The organism is Vibrio sp. MACH09 (assembly GCF_033238805.1).
GTDB lineage: Bacteria > Pseudomonadota > Gammaproteobacteria > Enterobacterales > Vibrionaceae > Vibrio.
Genome location: NZ_BSFZ01000002.1, coordinates 1608667 through 1626451, shown reverse-complemented (window position 1 = coordinate 1626451; position 17785 = coordinate 1608667). Strand labels below are relative to the sequence as shown.

At 39.2% G+C, this 17785-nt stretch carries 17 protein-coding genes; 10 read left to right on the top strand and 7 right to left on the bottom strand.

What is annotated here, in order from left to right; all coding sequences use genetic code 11:
• Positions 1 to 165 precede the first annotated feature (165 nt).
• The 4 genes from norR to CHJ_RS22550 all read left to right on the top strand — a co-directional run bounded on the left by norR (position 166) and on the right by CHJ_RS22550 (position 3765).
• Positions 166 to 1716: a nitric oxide reductase transcriptional regulator NorR gene (norR, locus tag CHJ_RS22565; protein ID WP_317919119.1), complete on the top strand. Its 1551-nt coding sequence runs from the start codon at positions 166 to 168 to the stop codon at positions 1714 to 1716.
• Between the two features lie 208 nt (positions 1717 to 1924).
• Complete coding sequence (locus tag CHJ_RS22560) at positions 1925 to 2317, top strand: SirB2 family protein (protein WP_317919118.1); 393 nt, start codon at positions 1925 to 1927, stop codon at positions 2315 to 2317.
• Between the two features lie 154 nt (positions 2318 to 2471).
• Complete coding sequence (locus CHJ_RS22555; protein WP_317919117.1) at positions 2472 to 2948, top strand: DM13 domain-containing protein; 477 nt, start codon at positions 2472 to 2474, stop codon at positions 2946 to 2948.
• 181 nt (positions 2949 to 3129) lie between these two features.
• Positions 3130 to 3765 (top strand): hypothetical protein, encoded by a 636-nt coding sequence (locus tag CHJ_RS22550; protein WP_317919116.1) that lies wholly within the window; start codon positions 3130 to 3132, stop codon positions 3763 to 3765.
• 200 nt (positions 3766 to 3965) lie between these two features.
• On the opposite strand, the gene CHJ_RS22545 is transcribed toward CHJ_RS22550, so the two are convergent.
• A complete protein-coding gene (locus CHJ_RS22545) occupies positions 3966 to 4682 on the bottom strand; it encodes a sugar isomerase domain-containing protein (protein ID WP_171754543.1) in 717 nt (238 codons plus the stop codon).
• Positions 4683 to 4838: 156 nt separating this feature from the next.
• Between CHJ_RS22545 and CHJ_RS22540 the strand changes: the two genes are divergently transcribed.
• Complete coding sequence (locus CHJ_RS22540) at positions 4839 to 5693, top strand: AraC family transcriptional regulator (protein ID WP_317919115.1); 855 nt, start codon at positions 4839 to 4841, stop codon at positions 5691 to 5693.
• 52 nt (positions 5694 to 5745) lie between these two features.
• On the opposite strand, the gene CHJ_RS22535 is transcribed toward CHJ_RS22540, so the two are convergent.
• Together CHJ_RS22535 and CHJ_RS22530 are read right to left on the bottom strand one after the other, a co-directional pair.
• A complete protein-coding gene (locus tag CHJ_RS22535; protein WP_317919114.1) occupies positions 5746 to 7131 on the bottom strand; it encodes a sensor histidine kinase in 1386 nt (461 codons plus the stop codon).
• Positions 7115 to 7789, bottom strand: a complete 675-nt coding sequence (locus CHJ_RS22530) for a response regulator transcription factor (protein ID WP_171754540.1) — start codon at positions 7787 to 7789, stop codon at positions 7115 to 7117. The genes CHJ_RS22535 and CHJ_RS22530 overlap by 17 nt, the downstream gene beginning before the upstream one ends.
• Positions 7790 to 7952: 163 nt before the next feature.
• Between CHJ_RS22530 and CHJ_RS22525 the strand changes: the two genes are divergently transcribed.
• The gene (locus CHJ_RS22525; protein ID WP_317919113.1) at positions 7953 to 8450 is read left to right on the top strand and encodes a GlcG/HbpS family heme-binding protein; all 498 of its coding nucleotides are present in this window, start codon (positions 7953 to 7955) and stop codon (positions 8448 to 8450) included.
• Between the two features lie 443 nt (positions 8451 to 8893).
• On the opposite strand, the gene CHJ_RS22520 is transcribed toward CHJ_RS22525, so the two are convergent.
• Positions 8894 to 9097 carry a LysR substrate-binding domain-containing protein gene (locus CHJ_RS22520; protein ID WP_411861582.1) on the bottom strand — a complete coding sequence of 68 codons (204 nt, stop codon included), beginning with the start codon at positions 9095 to 9097 and terminating at the stop codon, positions 8894 to 8896.
• Positions 9098 to 10454: 1357 nt separating this feature from the next.
• Here CHJ_RS22520 and CHJ_RS22515 point away from each other — a divergent pair.
• The 4 genes from CHJ_RS22515 to CHJ_RS22500 all read left to right on the top strand — a co-directional run bounded on the left by CHJ_RS22515 (position 10455) and on the right by CHJ_RS22500 (position 14955).
• On the top strand, positions 10455 to 11387 hold the full coding sequence (locus CHJ_RS22515) for a hypothetical protein (protein ID WP_317919112.1): 933 nt from the start codon (positions 10455 to 10457) through the stop codon (positions 11385 to 11387).
• A gap of 539 nt (positions 11388 to 11926) precedes the next feature.
• The gene (locus CHJ_RS22510) at positions 11927 to 12910 is read left to right on the top strand and encodes a hypothetical protein (protein WP_317919111.1); all 984 of its coding nucleotides are present in this window, start codon (positions 11927 to 11929) and stop codon (positions 12908 to 12910) included.
• Positions 12911 to 13046: 136 nt separating this feature from the next.
• Positions 13047 to 13673, top strand: a complete 627-nt coding sequence (locus tag CHJ_RS22505; protein WP_317919110.1) for a hypothetical protein — start codon at positions 13047 to 13049, stop codon at positions 13671 to 13673.
• A 139-nt stretch (positions 13674 to 13812) separates the two neighbouring features.
• On the top strand, positions 13813 to 14955 hold the full coding sequence (locus CHJ_RS22500) for a DUF3800 domain-containing protein (RefSeq protein ID WP_317919109.1): 1143 nt from the start codon (positions 13813 to 13815) through the stop codon (positions 14953 to 14955).
• Positions 14956 to 15028: 73 nt separating this feature from the next.
• Here CHJ_RS22500 and CHJ_RS22495 read toward each other — a convergent pair whose 3' ends face one another.
• The 3 genes from CHJ_RS22495 to CHJ_RS22485 are packed head-to-tail and all read right to left on the bottom strand — an operon-like array spanning position 15029 to position 17751.
• Entirely contained in the window at positions 15029 to 15172 is a 144-nt protein-coding gene (locus CHJ_RS22495) for a hypothetical protein (protein WP_317919108.1), read from the bottom strand.
• Between the two features lie 49 nt (positions 15173 to 15221).
• Entirely contained in the window at positions 15222 to 16094 is an 873-nt protein-coding gene (locus CHJ_RS22490) for a hypothetical protein (RefSeq protein ID WP_317919107.1), read from the bottom strand.
• Between the two features lies 1 nt (position 16095).
• Complete coding sequence (locus CHJ_RS22485) at positions 16096 to 17751, bottom strand: AAA family ATPase (protein ID WP_317919106.1); 1656 nt, start codon at positions 17749 to 17751, stop codon at positions 16096 to 16098.
• Positions 17752 to 17785: the final 34 nt, after the last annotated feature.

Below are 17785 nucleotides of genomic sequence, written 5' to 3'. Positions count from 1 at the left end.
TTGTATTGATCTTGGTGCAGAAACAGTGCCAATTATTATCTTGCTCAAATTCAACGGGTTACTGAGGTTTTAATGGTTTTGTTGTCATTTAGATAATTAAAAATACTTGTCGATATGCTAATGTCTATTGTCATAGAGATAATTTTTTAGAGAGGGTTTACGTTTATGGTTCAAGTAGGCAAAGAGTGGGTACAGGTCGCGCTTGATATAACCTCTGGTATTTCTGATCAGGACAGATTTGACCGGTTGCTTTCAACGATTCGGCATACACTCAAATGTGATGCCTCCACATTGTTGCTTTTTCGTGACCAACAATTTGTTCCTCTCGCAATCAATGGGCTAAGTGAAGATGTGTTAGGGCGGCGTTTTGATATTGAACAACACCCGAGACTTGAAGCGATAGCGAGAGCGGGGGATGTGGTTCGTTTTCCTCCTGACAGCGACTTACCAGACCCTTACGACGGCCTTATTGCGAACCATGATGAAGATCTTAAAGTCCACTCTTGTATCGGTTTACCGCTTATGCTGGAAGAGCGTTTGATTGGGGCGGTCACCATTGATGCCTTTGACCCGAAGCAATTTGATAGTTTTAAAAATGATGACCTTCGTATTGTAAGCGCACTCGCTGCGAGTAGCCTGAATACTGCGTTGCTGATGGATCAGCTAGAAAAATCTGCTGGAGTTGAGGTACATGCCCCTAGACGGTCTAGAAAGTTAAGCGCTCAAGGGGAAATCATTGGACAGTCTCCTTCGATGCTAGAGCTTAAAGCTCATATTGATGCCGTTGCTGATACTGACCTGTCTGTACTGATCATGGGAGAGACGGGAGTGGGTAAGGAACTCGTAGCGAATGCGTTGCATGCACAATCCAGACGCTCGAAACATCCTCTTGTTTATTTAAACTGTGCCGCTTTGCCAGAGTCGGTTGCCGAAAGTGAACTGTTTGGGCATATAAAAGGTGCTTTTACCGGAGCCATTAGTAACCGTAAAGGCAAATTTGAACTGGCAGATAACGGCACACTATTTTTAGATGAAGTTGGCGAGTTGTCACTTCAGTTACAGGCTAAACTGCTTCGAGCCCTTCAGTATGGTGACATACAACGAGTGGGGGAAGACCGAAATATTAAAGTGAATGTTCGTATCATTGCGGCGACCAATCGGGTGATGCATGAGGAAGTAAAAGAGGGTAATTTCCGAGCCGATTTGTATCACCGTTTGAGTGTCTTTCCGATATTTGTGCCGCCACTGAGAGAGCGTGAAAAAGACCTTATATTACTCGCTGGCTTTTTTGCGGAACGCTGTGCGCATAAACTCGGCATTGCGAATATTAATTTGGCGGCAACGACGCTAAATGTCATTCAAAGCTATACTTGGCCGGGCAATGTGCGCGAACTGGAGCATGCCATTAACAGAGCGTCCGTGATTGCAAAATCCATTAGCCATTCAGATCGAATCACTTTGCAACCGAATCATTTCAACTTATCTGCTGATGTGTTTTCTCCTCAGTCTATTAACACTGTGGCGGAGAAATCAGTATCAACGGACATGGCTGAATATCGAGATTTTGGTTTAAAAGAAGCGTTGGATCATTTTCAGACTCAACTGGTACAGAGTGCTTATTTAGAAAACAATAAAAACTTAAGTGCCACAGCAAAGCAGTTGAAAGTTAACTCGCCGAACTTGCACCGATTAATGAAGCGTTTAAATTTAAAGTAGTATTGAACTGCGAAAATAGACATTATCAAAAAGATAATATGATGTCATATTGATTGCCCTGCATGTGTTATCAATATGACACTATATGCTTGTATGTTGTTTATTTTCAGTAGGTTATGTTCTGGCATGATAGTTGTTATGTTTAATAGAAAGGCTATTTATCATGTGAAGGTAGCGAACCATTTATTCGTACCGTAGAGGAGCGCTAATGTACTTAGAAGTTAAACTGTTTCACCTTTTTACCGTAGTTACTAGCGTCTTATTGTACCTCTATCGATTCCTGAAATATTATCGACGGCAACAGGTACCTGAGATACCACGGCTGCTTAAGCGTATCCCACATATTAACGACACGTTATTGCTCAGTAGCGGTATAGCCTTGATATCAATCACGGGTTTTACTCCATTTACGGCTAGCGCACCTTGGTTGACTTATAAACTTTTCGCTGTTGTCTTCTATATTTTGTGCGGATTTTGGTCAACAAATCGATCGGCAAGTTTAGCCAGTAGAGTTTTCTTTTTTATTGCTGCACTAAGCTGGCTAGTGGTTATATTTGGCCTCGCGGTCAGTAAAAATCCGAGCCTGTTTGGTATGGGGTAACGGAATAATCGAAGGAATGGCATCCCCCTTTCGGGATTATCTGTATATAATTATCTCTGCATCAAAGCGAGTTTACGTGATAAGTTAGCCAGCTTTAGCTTATGCGATTTAGGCGGGATGAGTGACGCTAGGCATTTTTTAGGATGGTGGATCTATGAAGTTGAAACACATTATATTGCTTATATTGACTCATTTATCTGTGGGGGCATTTGGGGTAGGCTTGGGTATTTATTTGCTGCCGATTCTTATTGCGCCAACATCACCCACGGAGTCAGAAGTTACTCAGTTATCTTCTCAAGCGCAGTATTCTGCTACTTTCAAAAAAGACCTCAAAGATAGCGATACCTTTCATTGGGGTGAAGGTGAGGTTTCCATAAGTTCAGATTACATCACATTAAGTGGCAACCTAGCACCGGGCCCTGACTACAAGCTTTACCTATCTACTGAGTTTGTTGAAACTGAAGCGGAGTTTAATCGGTTGAAAGCGAACATGGCTTTTGTAGGCAATGTAAAAACCTTTGAAAATTTCGCGGTTAACGTTCCTCAAGATATTGACCTATCTCGCTATAATACAGTCATTGTGTGGTGTGAGACATTTGGCGAGTTTATTACATCCGCCAAGTACCAATAGTAGTAGCGTTACACCATTAAAACTTTTTCTCTCACTCCCATGTTACGCGTGGGAGTGCATATTGAATATCACTCTCCTCTATTAAAGAAGGTCACCACACTCCTCGCAAAATATCACCGTTTCATTTAATCTATAGCAAAAATATATTGAATTCATTGATTAATATAAATATTGAGGGGTTATGAAAGGGAAGAGAAATACAAGTTTAATCATCATACTTATTGTTTTAATATTTGCTGTAGTAGGTTTAACCAAGAATTATTTAATTGACTCGATTACTGATAGTGTAACTATTGTCACCGCTATAGTTGGTGTAATTGCAATCTGGTATCAATTGAAGAAAGACCATGATGTATCTAAAGCTGAGTTTGTTATCAACCTAAACAATACCTTTCACGACAATGAAAAAATAGTCTACATCTACGAAAAATTTAAGTCCAACAGAGACAAGAGCTCGATTGAAGTCACCGAAGAAGATGGTAGAACCATGGGTGACTACATTATGTTTTTCCAAATGGTTAATTACTTGGTTAAAGAAAACATTGTTAATATATCCATGATAGATGAGTTATTTGCCAATAAGTTTTTCATCTTTGTTAATAACCATTGGGTACAGAAGTATCAGTTGGTTTATAGCATGATTAATATGCCAGTATTGGAGCTATATGAAACTTGGTTCAATTATAGGCTATCAACGAAAAAGCCCATTCTCTATAAGGATAAGCAACTTCATATTGAGCTAGGCGAACAGTTTAATGTTAAAAAGAATGGCAGAATTCAACTCAAGAAAGACCATTTAAAGGGTTACGATATGTGATTAGAACTGATACAAGCACAGACTCAAACAGCCTATCTCGCTCATGCCCTATTTTGCGTTAACCTAATTATTCAGTGGCAGATTCTGCCACTGAAATCACCATACTTATGCTCATTGTGAATAGTAGATTTCTCTCGCTATTCAAGGAAACAATCAAGACAGGCATCTTACATTTTGCGCTCAACTCACATACTAACCATTTACATGGATTTCAATCGAGAACCAAAGTGTTGGTACACGTAGTCATTGTCGAAGCCATCTACATTTTGGCTAGAGAAAATAAGCGGAGTAGCGCCTTGTTTTAATGCTTCCTTTTGAGATTCTACAACCAACATGTTCATGATCATCATGCCTGCTATGCTAGAAAATGCCCCTGTTACTTTACCGTTAACCTGACATAACCCATCACCAGGGGGAACCTGATTGTCGATGACAATATCTGCAATATCCATTAATTTCAGACCAGAGCTATGACGGCTTGGGTATTTAGATGACTGTTCTACGGACGTTATCGCGATAACTGGATGTCCTTTAGTTTTTGCAATTTGTGCAAATTCTATCGGAAGCGCATTTCGTCCAGAATTGGAGATAACCATAACTACGTCATTGGGGGAAATGTTCTGATCATTCCAAATTATTTCAGCCATCCCCGGCAATTTCTCCATTGCCGATCCTCTTAGTGCGCCATCATTGGTGAGCAATACTGAGTCTAAAATAGCATTGATATTGCCAAGGCCGCCGGCACGAATAAACCCTTCTAAACCAATCATGTGCGAATGACCTGTTCCTAAGACTTGTATCATGTTGTCTTTAACGATGGCTTGAGCGAACAACTCTGTTGCCTGAGATAATGCCTTTTGGTTTGCTACCGCAAGCGAGGTGAGCTTTGGCATTAAGCAATTAAGATATTCGGACATTGTTTGTTTCTCCTATTCTGTGTGCCGATTGGTTAACCTTATCAGTTCTATTTTTCGTTAGTGGTACTATTCTATCGACCAATGATACTTTTATTGATTAATACTCATTGTGTGGCATCATGCGCTGATGTGACGAATTATTCTCAATGGCATTGAATGAAAGCAACGATACAGAAAGTACCGCAAAGGCTTGGCTGGTCATGGCGCTATAAGATGTTAGAAGAAGTTGTCAAACCAGAAAATTGGCATGTTCATCAAGAGTTTGAACTGGTTTTGCATAGAAATTTTCAGGGGAAATCAAGAGTTGCATATTTTGAAGGGAAGATAGAACACAACCAACTGCTTTTGATTGGCCCCGGTGTTGCACATAGTTTTGAATCGTTAAATTCCGACGAACAAAATCCATGTGAAACTCACATAATCTGGTTTCGAGAGGAGTGGATTGCCCAACTCATGTACAGCTGCGCCGAGCTTCGGCAGTTAGCACCTGTATTACAAAATGCCAACAAAGGTTTAAGATTCTCTACGCAAACAGCAGAGAAGGTTTGCCAACATCTAAATGATTTTAATGACCTTTCTCCTATTGGGCAGCTGGCAGTATTAATTCAAATTCTGGGGGAACTGTGTGCAGATCAATCACAAACAACACTCTCCTATGCTTCACCGGGCGAAAGGGAAAAAACCAGAGGCGATTTCAGCAAAATTGCTCAAGTCTGTGAGTACATCGACAGCCATTACTCATCTGATATTACGTTAAAGAAGCTCGCGGACTACATGCATGTGAGTGAAAACACCGTTCATCGTTGGTTTATTCAACATTTTAACGAAAGTTATATCGTTTACTTGACCAAGTTAAGATTGAACCATGCGTCTCAATTACTTACAACGACGTCGCAACCCATAAGTTTAATTGCAGAAAAGGTAGGTTATACCAATCGTTCTAACTTTAATCGTCTGTTTAAAAAATACAAAGGTACATCGCCTTCGTTATATCGACAGAATTTTAAATGAGTAGGGTGTGGGCATTCTGATTTCTGCGTAACCACATTTTCACTTCTCGCTGTTACAACGAAATAGTAAATGTGCTACCTATCCCTAATTCAGACTCTACTGCTAACGTTCCTTCAAGGTTTTCGACTATTGCGAGTGCTAAGGATAAGCCAAGGCCATACCCTTCAATGTTGCTACGGCTACTGTCGACTCGGTAAAGTCGCTCGAAAATCAGATCTTGATATTTTTGCTCAATGCCAATACCTGTATCTCGGATGGCTATATCTACCTTACCTTCAGCACTTTGCTTCACCTCAATTGTGACTCGCCCTCCTGGCTCCGTGTATTTAATCGCATTATCAACGAGATTAACTAAAACTTGGCTTAGTTTGTCAGGGTCAGACTGAAGAATAAGGCCATCGGTTACATTTACATCAAGCTGAATCTGTTTGTCTTCTGCTACATCTTCATACCAACTCGCCACATTGGCAACAACCTCTGATACATGTGTTGCGGTTTTCTTTGGTGAGCGCTTTCCGGTAAGTTCATCATTAAGCTTCATTAATGTCGTAAGCATATTGTTTGCCTGCATGGCATGCTCAGCACAATCAGCCAAGGCGTGTTTCATGGTTTGTTGGTCTGCGTTATTGAGCAGCGCATCTTGTGAAGCCAGCGTAATACGGGACAAAGGTGTGCGAATATCATGAGCAATAGCATCAACAGTTGTGTTTAGTATTGTGGTGATATGCTGAAGCTTTACAACCGCGGAAAAGACACTAGAGCTGATGATATTGAGTCCTTGTGGCATTTCAGACTCAGTATTGTTTAATTCTAATTGCCCTTTTTTCATCTTATCTAGCAGATCACCAAAGGTAATTAGTGGCGACAAGGCACTCTGGATGATATTACGTGTAAATATTGCCGTGATCATGACCAATGCTAAAAGGGCATACAGTGTCATTAACCATTGGTTATAAGCAATAAAATATCTGGAACGATTGTCCAAAACAAGCCAAAACTCGTACTCTTCTCCTTGCATGCTCAATGACATAAATGGATTGAATATGAACGTTTGTATCCAAGGCAAGTTCTCATCGATTTTGAAGTGAGTAAACGGAAGATCGGTCACCACGTTTTCATCTCCAGCGACAAAAATAGTCTCTGGTGAAGTGCCACCCTGAATCATATAGGCAGCAATGTTGTTTTCGACTAGCCTGCGAGGGTTTGTTTCTAAAACATGAATCAATTGTTCAGCAGAGTCGTAGGTTAATATACGCTGATACTCCGTCGACATGGATGATAAGATTTTTTTTTCTGTTTGGTAGAGATCATAAAAGAATATCACTCCTATAATCAGCTCTACTAACAACAAGCAGAAGAGTAAGGTTGTCATAAAGCGTACTAATAAATTTCTTTGCGTTTTCGCTAAGGCTTGCTGGATATTATGACTTGAGGACATATCCAACCCCCCGTAGAGTGTGGATTAATGGTGTTGAGAAACCTTTGTCGACTTTGCTGCGAAGTCGACAAACAAGTACATCCACAACATTGGTTTGCGGGTCAAATTGGTGTCCCCAAACATGCTCAAGAATGGTTGTTTTAGAAATCACAATTTCTGGATTTTCGAGTAACAGTTTCATCAACATAAATTCACGTTGATTGATGGCGATAGTTTGTTGTTTTCTTTGCAACGTGTGCTTGAGAAGGTCAAGACTAAGCGGACCATAATTAAGCTCAAGTGCCTGTGGTGTAGGTAATTTCCCTCGACGCATTAATGATTGGCATCGGGCAAGTAACTCAGTGAATGCAAAAGGCTTTACGAGGTAATCATCAGCGCCAGATTGCAATCCAGTTACTCGCTCTTCCACTGAATGCTTAGCGCTTAGTATTATCACAGGAGTAGAGAACCCTTGGCCCCGCAACTCTGCTAATACTTCAAAGCCATCTTTCTTTGGTAACATTATATCGAGAATAATGACGTCGAAATCTTGAGTTATTGCTTCGTGCAAACCATCAACACCGTCAGTTGAGTGTGTCACACTTATTCCTTCCTGCTGAAAACCATTCAATAAAAATCGCGCGATATGTATGTCATCTTCGATCAATAGTATTTTCATCAATGTCCATTTCTGTCTTAATCTTGGTTTGAATATACTCTACCAATATCCTTTCTTCAGTGTAACCAACATTGCAATTTTGTAATGTTTCGGAAAGCATCTCGTAATCATGTGTTCGTTAGTATGGACCCGCCAATTAAAACAACACTTAAACGGAGTAAACATGAAAACGACAAAACTGACTTTATTAGCGGCAACTCTTGGTTTTTTGAGCTTATCTCATACTGCTAGCGCCTCTGAAAACCAAACTGTATCCATCACTCAGATTTCGTCAGAAGCAGCTTTTAAACTGGCTCATGAAGCGGTGAGTCAATGTAAGGCAGATGGCTATAAAGTATCTGCGACTGTTGTGGACTTATCAGGTAATGTAATGGCTCAGCTTCGCTCTGACGGCGCAGGTGTTCACACACTAGATAGCTCCCGTCAAAAGGCGTTCACTGTTGTTAGTATGAAGCAGCCATCGGGTAATTTAATGAAGTTAATTGCTGATAAGCCTATCATGCAACCATTGCAGAACATGGACGACAACTTACTGTTCTTAGCTGGTGGTATTCCTGTGCAACTTAACAATGCCATGATAGGAGCAATAGGTGTAGGTGGTGCTCCTGGTGGGCATTTAGATGTTGCTTGTGCGGAAAAAGCGATTAAGAAGTTTTTCTAATAACACTCTATAATCTGGCGGCTCTCTTAATAAACGTTTCTGAAGGCTTAATCTCTAGCTTTGTTAAGTTACTTCAGTAACGTTTGTATATACTCAAGGTGCAGGATTCAGAGCAAGATCAACAAGTTCAGTTCAAGAAAGATAATTGAAGGAATGGCACTCCCTTTCAAGATTATCTGCCGAAGAATTGGGCGTGTTGATGCGCTGCCAAACGGCGACTTTTATTGGCTTCTGCTCTGTGTTACTGATTCTTGCCGTAGAATGACTATGCCTTCAAATCAGTGCCTTGAACAGCCGCTAATAAATTCTCGCTGAATAAGCACCTTGAGTTCATCATCGAAATACGATCTTTGGACTTTTTATACAAATAGATAGTGTGTAATGAACCATTAATATTGGAGATTTATTAAGCCACATACTGTTATAGGCTCTGCAAAGTGTTACTACCAACGCGATTCAGAAAAGTACTCCGACAAATAGTCGATCAAAGCACGGACTGTAGGCGACATATACTTTCTGGAAGAATAGAGAACGTAAATGGTCAGGTCGTTCGGTTTCCAGTCCGGTAGCACCTGCTGAAGTTGTCCACTCTCAATGTATTGATTAACCAGATAGGTTGGCTGAATGGCTAAGCCAGCGCCACACAATTGAGATGAAATGGTAGAGGTTCACTACTTCTTAAACCCGATGTGCGGTTGATGTTACGGTGCGTAAATCCAATCTGCATTTACATCTCAAACAAAAAGGCGAACCAAACGGTTCGCCTTAAAACTATCAAATCAGATGCTAACTTAGTTAGTCGTGATCAACACCAATGATCACAGATAACTAAGATGGAAACTTAGGTTCGTTTACTATCAATGAGTTCTAATCGCTAATTGAGATAACTAAGTTGGAAACTTTTGGGAATTTGGAAGTCTGGTTTGATAATTGTAGCGCTAACCAAGATGGAAACTACAAGAGTGGGTTCCTTCCGTCACGTGCGGAAATATCATCATGACGATTTCACAATTGAATAACACTACCTAACGCAATAATGTTGACCCAGTGAGTGGTCATTCAATTTTCTCAGCAATCGCACTTATCAAAAATAACAAAATTAACTAATAACACGACTCTAAGTATCTAGATGTTTTGTTATATTTATCAATTGGTTATAATTATTAATATAAAAGTTCATCAAAATTCATCTTCAATTAATGAAAAGAAAATCTAATGAATTATGAGTCGAATCTTCTTCTGTATACCTCTGGCTAGTTGAATTGGCCTTTCTCTTGTAATTGTTACCATGTTGGCTGTGGCTCTATATTTCAAACCGATTATTCTGATGTTTTTCCTAAACTAGCGCCTTAATCTGATACTTTTCTCTTTGAATGCATTTAATCTGATGTTTTTCATAAATTAGTCTATTAATCCGCTGGTTTTGCTAGTTCGGTTCGTTAAGTGGTCACGAAATCATCATAAGGGAAGGTATTTGGAGCTTAATTAAGTTCGTTTTGTAACCATCCCCCCAAAATAGATGAAGCTCAGACAGTTAAGCATTATAGATATAAAAAACATCTGAAAGTGAAGTTGCGGCTGATCTGACACTTCGTTCGACAAAAGTTTCGTAGCCGCTGCGGACAAAATCTACCCGTGAGTTAACTTTTGTATCCCAAAAAGCAGAATGGCACAACTTTTCAGGGGGCCATCAGTGAAAGCTTTTGGACAATTTCGTTCATTGGTCACTGCCGCTATTAAATCAACTTTATGCAGCAGTTTTACTGAAGAATGCAAGATTTCATATGTTCCTTAGTGAAATTTAGCGTGATTTACGGAGCTTATCCGCCTTTCTCTATTTGGCAGGTTCACTTGAATTTCGTAATATCTATAATATTCATATGTTTATTTTCTTTTTCTCATTATCATTTTCAGTGATATATGGATATAGTCGAGAGTGATTGACGGAATAAAAACGTATAGATAGCGTTATGCCCTAATCTGTTTAAGGCGACAAAGGTGATTATGATTAAAGTAAAGAGAGTTTTATCCCTTAACCCAGATTATGGTCTAGAGAAACAGTTTCTATTTTGGGTTGCTGTGTTACTGCCAATAACCATTTCTGTGTTGCTAGGTGTTCCAGTTTGGACGAAATATGATCTGGCTTTTAACGCAGAAGCTTATGAAAAATTCCTAAAGATTAGCAAGCTACCAATTGGGCTAGCTTCACTGTCAATACCTTTAGGTGTTTTGGTTAGTAGACTGCATAGCGCTAAGCAAACCGCAAGACAAATTGAAAACACCCAGACCCAAATACGTAATACAGAACAAGATAATAGAACAAAATTATACTTGTCCCATTTCGAACATTTTTGCACTAGTGTCGAGTTTGTAGAGCACTCGGTTTGTTCTCGACATAAACTGTTGTTTCTAGATAATCAACATCCTAAATTAGACAAGCTAGGTATGTACAAGTTGCTGTATCCGCAAAATGATTTGATCAATGGCATCTGTGATAAGGGCGATCATTTAAAGGTTTTCGCTAGAAATAGTATGGCACGTTTTTATCGAGCTTATCAGGAGCTTCAGTACGCTAAGTCATACGATGATTTTGTCGAAAAGTTGAGTGATTTGGAAAGTGGATTAATAAATATACAGCTTAGGTGCTTTAGGTTTACAAACAGTAGAAGCTCAATTTTTATAAAGATTGAAACTGAAAACATAACCACAGATAACTTTGTTTGTGGGGTTAGTCCAGAGTTATCACATTATTTTGCACAGGTTGAATTTTTTCTAGAACTGCTAGACGGAATTGAGTCTTTCGATTCTCCTATTGACGAAATTGGCGTAGGAAAAGACATTCTAAATCGACTTAGAATGCCACATAGTCAAAAGCCAGAAGAGCAAGCAGAACTAAAGGGCTATTGGACGGAGTTTATGGCGCAGGAAAAGGCATAACAAACAGCTCAGGCTTTAATAGGCTACTGAAAAACATAAAATTTGTGGTTAGGTGGTTCTGTGTTTGTGGTGAGTCTTTGGGCTTTTAGGTAACTAAGCAATCGCTTTGGCTTAGGTTGGTTCTTCTTTGATTCTTTCGCCATTTAAAATAGTCGATGGGCTAATATGCCAGCAACCATATTCGGTCTATCCACATTACCGAGTTGCAATTGTCGTTGCCGATACTTCTTTGGGTGGCGGCTCCTCGGCATATTTATTTTTTGCGCGAGCTTCAAGTTGGTCTCTGGTTATTTCAGGTGGTCAGTAGCCTGCATTCATATAGCTCTTTCGCTGTTTTGAGTATTGTGAAGTAGTGAGCGCCAGTGGTGAGGTGAGTCCTTTATTAACAAGGCGCTTAATGGGACAAAAAATGTTTGGCATTTTTGGTTCCAGTTGGTTTTGGTGTTATCGTTGTTTCTATTGAGGTTATTGGGTGTTTTTGCCCATTAGCTTAGCGTTATGCATCATCACTAAACATTAAACTACATCGAGAATTTATAATGGCAGTAGTAACAAACATAGACCTTAGGGCAATCATTTCGGTTTTATTTGGTCAATTTAATCAAATAGAAGCTGCATATATATTTGGCTCGCGTAGATTCGAATCAGGAAGTACAAGATCTGATATTGATATTTTATTAACGACTTCTGACCATTTGAAGCCCTCTGATTTACGAGATTTCACTGTGAAACACTGTAAGTCTTTGGATTTATTCATTCTAGAAAATGGTAAAGCTGTCAGCGTAGCAAACGAAAGTTATGTAACGGCTGAAAACAATGATGCACTTGTTACAAAGTTAAATGCAAAGCTAATCTATGACCGCGATAACGGTTCTTCAAATTATTTAGATGAATTAGCATCAATTCAACTAGATGAAAGATTTGAAGAAAGAGGCATGACTGTAATGCCAAATGGCCCAGCAGAAGGCCTAGAAGTAAATGCGTTGGTCAAGTTTTTTGAAAGGGCTGAAAGAAACAATCTACCTGTGAAACCATATTTGGGTGCAGACATAAACGAAGCTTGCGATATGGTCATCGATGTAATTAAGCGTTTAGAAAGTGCAAATGAATCCGTTACTGGATATGGGGCTGCAAAAACTGGATGGACTAATAACCTATCAAGTGAGTATGATTTTCAAAACTTATTTTGGATTACTGTAAAGCCTTGGCTACCAAGTTTAGCAAGAGAGGAGGTAGCCATTACATATGATGGGCAAGAAAAAAAATCTGATTTCAGCCTATTTTCCAGCCAAGTTATTTTTGAATTCAAATATATCAAAAGTGATGGAGATAAAAGAGCTGTAGTTAAAACCCTTAGCGGGCTTGGTGAATTTTATAAACAACATAGAAATGTCGGGCTTGTCATATTTGTAATCTTCGTAAAGAAAGGTATTGATATTGACAAACATCGTTGGGAAGAAGGTTTCTCGTATATATCTTCTTCTCCTTCCGTTAAGACTGTGGTTGTACAATATGGTGCATAATAAGAAATTTAAGAGTGATTTACCACGCTTAGCGCCTTCACTTCAAGTAAGTCTAGTGTTTATGGCGCACTGGTTTGGGTAGGGTATCAGCGTTGTTCACACCTTAATTTGGCGTTATATTAATTGGGAGATAATAGTGACTTTTAGCTCGTTTCAATATGGTAAGTTTTGCTCAGATTTAGACTCATATCGCTTACATGCGCTTCTAGTCGAAGAGTTCCTAGCGACACAAGTTACCGAGTTAAAAATCAATATGCGGGAGAATGGCTCTTTGCCAAGCGAAGTTACTCTTGAATCTCATGATGTTGACTTAGATGAAATCGAAAACATTTTTCCTTCAATTCAGCGTCGAGCAGAAGTAATTGTCTCTTATTCTGTTTTTGAGCATCAAATGCAGCAGTTATGTGAGACTTTTGAAAAAGCTATCGATAGTCCAATTAAACTAAAAGATCTCGCCTCTAATGGGATCATAGACCAATGTCAAAAGTATCTAGAAAAAGTAGCGCTCGTAAATTTCCCGAAAAATAATGAAGCATGGAAAGAAGTACTGTTTATACAGCAAATTCGTAACAGCTTAGTTCATGCTGATGGAACAATCAAAACAGGCAATAAAGTTCTTCGAGGTTACATAAAGCAAAGTGAACATTTAGATATTACAGATGATAACAAAGTTATTTTACAGTCTGGTTTTACAGTGCATTGTATCGACACATACTGTCATTTTTTGACAGATCTTTATGTCAGCGTGAGCGGCGAAAATTAATATAATAAACAATTTAAGCAAATTCACAAACGCGAGGCATTTTAGGTTTGAATCAGCTTTATTGATTACGGCCTTACGGTATAGGTTGGTGGTAGCGTTGTTCACTACTTAATTGGGCGTTATGCCTTTAGGAGGTAAATTGAAAAATCATGCAAATGTATATTTCGACGAATCAGGTTTCACGGGGAATAAACTGTTAGATGCTCAGCAACCTGTTTTTTGTTATGCATCAGTAGTCACAGAAGACGAAGAAGCAAAGTTGCTAGTAGAGCGCATAATTAAAAAGTATAAAATTCAAAATGGTGAGATAAAAGGTGGAAAGTTAGTAAAGAAAGTTAAAGGACGCCGTGCAATTGATGAGATACTTACTGCATTACATGGAAAAATGAAAGTATCAGTATCAGATAAAAAATATGCCTTAGCAGGAAAGTTTTTTGAGTATATCTTTGAACCTTCCCTTGCCCGTATAAACTCAGTTTTCTATCAACTAGATTTTCACAAGTTTGTTAGCACTATGCTCTACATTGAACTTATTAGTAACCAAACCGCAGCAGAAGATCTGTTCGAAGAGTTTGAAAAGTTAATGCGGAGCGGTGATTTCACTAACTTGAAATTGCTGTTTGGGGGACACACTGGTGACAGGCTGACACAAACCATGGAGTACATACTTACATTTGCTGTGAACAACAAGGCAAATGTGGAAAAAGAGCTCGATGGTTATGTCGGTGAAGGTGCTGGTAAATGGAGTTTGGATCTAACCAATACTAGCTTGCACACCTTGCTGGCAGATTGGGGGCAGACCTACGACACTCTAACGGCATATTGTGACAAATCTAAACCTCTAGAGTCAGATCATGAAGTGCTAGATGCTATGGTTGGTCGAGAAGACAGAGTTTATTCGACAATTGGTGATCAAAGCTTCCCTATAACCTTCAACCTTACTGAACCAATTATCCTTGTCGACTCACTAGATTACGCAGGAGTTCAACTCGCAGACGCTGTAGCTGCTGCATTTTCGTATGCATGTAATCGTGACAACCAAGATGAGTTTGCCATTAAATGGCGTGGTTTAATTGAAGATGTCGTGATTTATGGAAGTGTATTCCCTGATTTTGATCATATAGATCCTAGTAGGATGGAAGCTCAACGAAATGGCATGATTCTTCAGGAGTTAGCTCGTCGTTCAGAAAATAATGAGGACTTATTGTTTGGTATTACTGATTTCATTCAGGGTGCAACAGCATTTTTAAATAGTCCAGAATTTAAGTTGGCACAGGCATAACAAGCATTTTAGGTTTCAAAATACTTTTTCTAATCTAACAGAGTCGTGTCCAGTATCCGAGATACGCCAACCATCAAACAAACATAAAAATACAGTCTTCACCATCGTGAGGCTCAATAAGAAAGCTAATATCTTTTTCAGTTTTTAGTACAAAATCTAAGCATACTAAATCTTGGAATTTATATTTTTTAGGGCCGATTGTTGCGATTGTTGTCATTCTGCCTCCCTTAAGGTAACTCAGTGCTTAGTATTGAGTTATAAAACGCCTAGACTAATGGGTCAATATCGCCGCTTTTAATGCCGTTGAATCTGTGAACTAACCAAGCCTTTACATCTTCAGAGCGGTAGATACCATGGATAAATATCGAATACCAATTGTTAGGAGTTTGATGTTCTTCATCTTTGTCCTCAAGCGTTTCGAAAAGGTAAGTGTTCAGCTCATCAATGGTTAAGTTAGCTGCTGTTCGTGGTATTGAGGAAATGATAACTCTCGGGTTTCTTCTCATGGATTGCCACTTCTCTTCCATCCAATGAATGGCAGTTGACCTTTTAACCACCGTGTCGATATGAAAAGAGATTGTTTCTTCAGCAGTGCCTATAACAGCAAGAGGGACAATATTGATAACAGGTTCTTCATAATTCCCGCTGTAATCCGTACTTATTATGCGTGATGTAAGGCAGTTGTCATAATATGGATGTAGAACTCGTTGATTTTGAAGCTGACCTTTTACATCATTTCGTCGCTTTGAATTGCAATCACATGCTGGTACTAAATTACGAGAGTAAATAATCCATTCAGGATAGTCGGCTTGAGGAAGGAAGTGATCCAATGTAGCTGTTTTTAAACTACCACAAAACGGGCAAACATCGGGAGAGCCTTTCGCTCGTAGCTCTTTAATATATTGTAAGTCTGAATAGGGTTTTTTATAGTGGTATTCTAGTTTTTCAGTTAAATCATTTGAAATAGTCCCTCCAACGCACGCCCATGGGTTTCCATCGTTATTTGCATAACGGATATATTGAAGGTGCATTTGATCATATTCATTGGTAATGAAAGGTTGACATGCAATTAGAGGAGAGTTTTTCATCGTTTCGAGAATATCAAGGTCGTTAACCTCTGGAAGTGGTAGTTTTTTCATACTATTGGCTCACCAGTTCAACTTTAATATTTTGTAGCATCTCGGTGGGGAGGATACGCCCGTACTTTTTCTTAATGTCCTCGTACGAAAGGCTCTCCATATTGGCTTTTTTAATCACTTTCTGTGATAGCGAATTACCATAATCCTCATCGAAAACGAAGTGAGAAATGTCGCCAATATTTGCTCCAAATGTTTTTAGCCTTGGGTTCAATATTTGTATCTCATCATTATCGAATCTCTTAAAAACATGCACTTGTTCCCTTGTGACTTCTCTAACGAAATAGACTGAGTGAGTTGCTATAAGAGCGTATGAGCCAGTTCTCTCTAGGATGTTATCCAGTAGGGTAATAAAGTCAGATATCATGCTTGGATGAAGGTGTGTTTCTGGCTCATCTAAAAGTACGAAAGAACCATTTTCTATATGCAAACATGCGAGCAAAGCAAATTTAAAGAAGGATAGCTGTCCACTACTAAGAGGGTATTCACCATCTTCTCCTGCAATGGTTGGCTCAACGTTATTTGCAATATTTGCCCAAATTTGAAGTCTTCTCTCTTCGTTCCAACCATGGTGGAGCTTTTTCAATGGGATACTTTCGTGTCCTTCAAAAGCCTTTGTTAAAGGGACTCTTAGCTTATCAATAGGCAAGGTAGATTTAATTGCCTCTATAAATATCTCCCAGCGTTCCAAATTGCTTATTGAATCGTCCATTCTGGCTAGTTGAACAATACTTTTTCCTATGGTTCGGCTAGCTTTTGAACGGCTATTTCGAGTCAATAATAGCCTACGATAATGCAACTTAGGGTTCTTGATTGAATCAGTTGGGTAGGTATTTGTTGTTTCACCAGGAGTTCCGATAGCTAAAAGGCGACTAATCATTGGCCTTTTAGAATCACTTGTAGGATCAATTAGCTCATCTATATATTGACGTTGTTGCAATGCGGCGCGGACAAAGTGATTGAGTGACTGACTTTTCCCCAATCCATTTTCCCCAATTAGAATGTTAATCCGCTTTGGTACAAGGTCACTGTTATCAAATCTAAGCTCTAACTCATGTTCGTTGAAAAAACCGTCCAATTTGAACTTTAAGTTTAGTGTATTTGATATGTAGTCGAGGTTTTCAAAGTCTAAGCCTTTGAGAATATCTCCCGCGTTATAGAAAGCGAAGAATGGCTCTGAATTTCTCATAAATGACTTCTGAAATACTTCACTGTTTTGCGCGTCTTCGAGCCAGAGTGCATTTTTCTCTTGTTCATTTGTGTAAACGAGATCATTCAGTGAGTTCAATATATTCGAAGCCATTGGTACGCCAACGTCTCTAACAATATTTCGGTATTCTCCAATACTTGGAAGTAAGCTGAAGAAGAAGTCGGTTTTTGCGTTCGTGTCGGATATGGACGTAATCTGATTGCCAAGGCCAGTATAACTAATATCATCGTTTTCACTTTGATCTTGCATTGCTATTAGCACACTGCCAGTTATGACTTGGTCATCCTCCAGCTTAACGACGAATAACCCGTGTGTTTTGTACTTAAAGTCATTCCAACCGTCCTCTGTGGGCCAAACGTAGATTATGTTCTTGTTGTAACTGCCAACTTTTCTTTGCTTAGAGCTAAACTCAACTTTAAATGGCTTTGCTAGTGAATTTTCATTGTCCATATCTGATTAATCTGTGGTTAGCGAGTTACGGGAA